3 protein-coding genes are annotated in these 3,885 nt (G+C 67.0%); 1 reads left to right on the top strand and 2 read right to left on the bottom strand.

Features of this window, described 5'->3' with window-relative positions; genetic code table 11:
- The coding region (locus tag KBX53_RS25260; protein ID WP_210862000.1) for a GH25 family lysozyme at nt 1-1,458 on the bottom strand (1,458 nt) is incomplete at its 3' end.
- Between the two features lie 118 nt (nt 1,459-1,576).
- A complete protein-coding gene (locus tag KBX53_RS25255; protein ID WP_210861998.1) occupies nt 1,577-2,929 on the bottom strand; it encodes a VCBS repeat-containing protein in 1,353 nt (450 codons plus the stop codon).
- A gap of 375 nt (nt 2,930-3,304) precedes the next feature.
- Between KBX53_RS25255 and KBX53_RS25250 the strand changes: the two genes are divergently transcribed.
- Nucleotides 3,305-3,885, top strand: a 581-nt coding sequence (locus KBX53_RS25250) for a BTAD domain-containing putative transcriptional regulator (RefSeq protein WP_210861996.1), incomplete at its 3' end; no start/stop codon positions are given.

The following is a 3,885-nucleotide window of genomic DNA, read 5'->3' as shown; positions in this document are numbered from 1 at the left end:
CGCCAGCGCGGTGTGCATGGTTATCGACCCGTCGGCCTGGTAGTACATGGCGGCCAGATCCGAGCGCCCGTCGCCGTTGTAGTCACCGGCGATGGTCCGGAACGAGTTCCACTTCCACGAGTTGGCGGGCAGCTTGTAGCTGCCGGTGAACGTGCCGAACCCACCACTGGTGGTGCCCAGCGAGGTGAACAACTCGATCGAGTCGTCCTTGTGGTGGTAGAGCATCGCCGCGTCGTCACGTCCGTCGCCGTTGAAGTCACCGCTGGTCAGACGGATCGCGTCCCACTTCCAGGCCGCACTCGCCGGTACGGTCAGACTCCCGGTGAACGCACCGAACCCACCACTGGTGTTCGCCAACGCGGTGTGCATCGTGATCGACCCGTCCGCCTGGTAGTACATCGCCCCCAGATCCGAACGCCCGTCACCGTTGAAGTCACCCACGATGCTGCGGAACGAGTTCCACTTCCACGAGTTCGCCGGCAGCTTGTAACTGCCGAAGTACGCCCCGAACCCGCCACTGGCGTTGGCCAGCGAGGTGAACAACTCGATCGAGTCGTCGTTGTAGTGGTACAGCATGGCGGCGTCGTCGCGACCGTCGCCGTTGAAGTCCCCGGACAGTTGCACCACGTCCGGGTCCGCGACCGGAGTCGGCGCCGGGCTGCCGCCGGCGAGCGCCTGGAGCTGGCTGAGGCTTCCGTTGAACACGTCCTGGTCGCCCGGCAGGGAGCCGCTGTCCGAGTACTGCCACAGGGTGAACTGGTTCCAGCCCGCGGGCAACGGCTTGTACGTGGAGCTGTAGTTGGCGATGAAGAGCGGGTTGGCGCCGAACGTCGCGTTGTTGCCGGTGCACGGATTCCACCAGTTGGTGTTCGTGTAGATCATCGTTCGCTGGCCGGTGCGCGCGTAGACCCGGTCGACGAACTGCTTGACCCACGTCGACATCTGGCTCGTGCTCAGCCCGTAGCACGGGGACGGCGCGCCCGACCCCTCCCAGGGCCATTCGATGTCCAGCATCGGGATGAGCGTCTTGCCGTCCTGGGAGTACTGGGCGTGGTCGAGGAAGTAGTTCGCCTGGCTGGTGCCGTCGGACTTGTCGGGGCGGGCGTAGTGGTAGGCGCCGGCCAGGATGCCGTTCTGCTTCGCGCCTCGGAAGTTGGCGGTGAAGGAGCTGTCGATGAAGGAGAGCCCCTCGGTGGCCTTGGCGTAGGAGAACTTCGCGCCCGCGGCGGCCACCGTCGACCAGTTGATGGTGCCCTGGTGGTGTGAGACGTCGATGCCCGTCACCGGATAGCCCGGGGGGACCGCCGCTGTCGCTGTCATTCGGGAGAGGCCGGAGATGGCCGGGTGTCCGTTCGGGGCGTCGGCGCCCGGGTCCTTGGCGACGGCCGGTGTGGCGACCGCGAGCAGGGCGACCGCTGCCAACGCGGCGATGGCGCCCGACCTCGTTGTACTGATCATTACTGGTTACTCCTCGGCGTACGGGCGCGGGTGGGCGCCGGCTGATGCTGGTCTGGTCCGACGTGGCGACGCGTGCGGGAGGGCTCGACGGTCGAGCCCTCCCGCGGCGAGGGGAGAATCAGAGAAGGCGGATGGCGTCCCAGTACCAGGAGGCGCTGGCCGGCACGGTCAGGCTGCCGGTGAAGGCACCGAACCCACCGCTGGTGTTCGCCAACGCGGTGTGCATGGTGATCGACCCGTCGGCCTGGTAGTACATGGCGGCCACGTCCGACCGGCCGTCGCCGTTGTGGTCTCCGGTGATCGTCTTGAACGAACCCCACTTCCAGGAGTTCGCGGGGAGCTTGTAGCTGCCGGTGAAGGTGCCGAACCCGCCACTGGCGTTGCCGAGCGAGGTGAACAGCTCGATCGACTCGTCCTTGTAGCGGTAGAGCATTCCGGCGTCGTCGCGGCCGTCACCGTTGAAGTCACCGGTGGTCAACCGCACGGAGTCCCACTTCCAGTAGGCGCTGGCCGGCACGGTCAGGCTGCCGGTGAACGCCCCGAACCCACCACTGGTGTTCGCCAACGCGGTGTGCATCGTGATCGACCCGTCCGCCTGGTAGTACATCGCCCCCAGATCCGAACGCCCGTCACCGTTGAAGTCACCCACGATGGTCCGGAAAGAGTTCCACTTCCACGAATTCGCCGGCAGCTTGTAACTGCCGAAGTACGCCCCGAACCCGCCACTGGCGTTGGCCAGCGAGGTGAACAAATCGATCGACGAGTCCTTGTGGAGGTACAGCATGGCGGCGTCGTCGCGACCGTCACCGTTGAAGTCCCCGGACAGTTGCACCACGTTCGGGTCCGCGACCGGCGTTGGCTCCGGCTCCGGCTCCGGTGTCGGCTCGGTGGCCTCGATACCGGTTCGCCGGATGGGTTTGTAGGTCCTCAGGTCGTCCCAACCGTTGAAGCCGCGTGAGCCCGTGTTGTTGTTCGCGTACGGGTTCTGCACCGTCTGCCCGTCGCTGTTGAACGAGTAGACATAGGCGCCCTTGGAGTGGTCGTTCTTGTCCTTCCAGAACGCGAAGAGCTCGATGTGGCCGCTGCGCACCATGGCGTCACCGGGCTGGAAGTCGTTGATGCTGCCGAGCGTGGTCCACATGGCGTTGCTGCCCTGGAACTGGTCGGTGACATAGCTCTGGGAGAGGTGCCAGGCCATCGAGACGAGACCTGAGCAGTCCCGCCGGTAGGTGTGCGAACCGTCGACGTCCTTGGCCCAGGTGCCGGTCTGGGTGTACGTGATGTCGCGATCGACCCAGTTCTGTGCGCGGTCGAGCATCTCGGTCCGGGTGATCGGCCCGTTGATCGATGACGCCTCGGCGGGCGAGATCGTGAGCAGGGCGTTCGCCCCGATGACCGCGAGGCTCAGCGCCGCACCGGCGATCAGCCGGGTCGTGTACTGCCGGTTTCCGCGTGCTGCGAAGAATCGCATAGCAGGTGTCCTCCAATGCAAAAGGTGGTTTTTCGGGCCGGTGAAGGGCCCGTCGGGGCAGCCGGCATCGCCTCGGGGGCAATGACAGCCACCGATCGCCGGTTAGAGTCGCTGCGAACGTGCAAGATCACGAGGGCTGCCGGCACCCCGGCGGCTCTCTGCGCATCGTTCGATGAAGTTGTTGCTGGCGGCTCCTCTCGGAAGGGGAAGTGCACTGGTCGGTCGTGCTCGCCTCTCCGGTAGCGGTGCATCGGATCGGCTGTGGCAAAACCTTCGCAGCCGCATTCGGTAGGGAAGCTGAACGAATTCTTGACAAGCACGTCCGGCCTGGTGACGGCCGATGTGGACGACCAAACGGGGCGCGGGGGCGATGCCGTGGAACTTCGAATACTCGGCGAACTACAGATCCAGGTGGCCGGCCGGCCGATCGAACTCGGCCCGCTGAAACAGCGCCTGGTGCTGGCGGCCCTGGCCGTCGACGTCGGTCGGGGCGTACCGGTCGAGATGCTGATCGACCGGGTGTGGGACGGCTCGCCCCCGGCGGACGCCCGCGGGGTGCTCTACACCTACATCACCCGGATCCGCCGGCTGCTCGCCGCCGCCGCGCTCGGGGAGGGCGTCAGCCCGATCACGGTGGCCCGGCGGGCGGGCGGGTACCAGTTGGAGGCCGCCGACGACCGGGTGGACCTGCGGCAACTGCGCACCCTGAGCGAGCAGATCCAGCACCTCGACGCGGATGACCCGCGACGGGCGCAGCTGCTGCGTCAGGCGGTCGAGCTGTGGCGCGGCGACCCGCTGGACGGGCTGCCCGGCGACTGGGCGGCCCGGGTCCGGGAACGACTGCGTCAGCAGGCGCTCGGCACGCTGGTGGAGTGGGCGGAGAGCGAGTTGCGCCAGGGCCGTCCCGGGCCGGTGGCCGACCGGCTCAGCCAGGCGTTGGAACGCGACCCACTCAC

Source organism: Micromonospora sp. M51 (assembly GCF_018070305.1).
GTDB lineage: Bacteria > Actinomycetota > Actinomycetes > Mycobacteriales > Micromonosporaceae > Micromonospora > Micromonospora parva.
Note: the sequence above shows the minus strand (reverse complement) of the source record. Positions and strands in the feature narration are given on the sequence as shown.

Coding starts and splice junctions, on each gene's coding strand:
- KBX53_RS25255 (WP_210861998.1), bottom strand. CDS start 2,929: ATGCGATTCTTCGCAGCACGCGGAAACCGGCAGTACACGACCCGGCTG.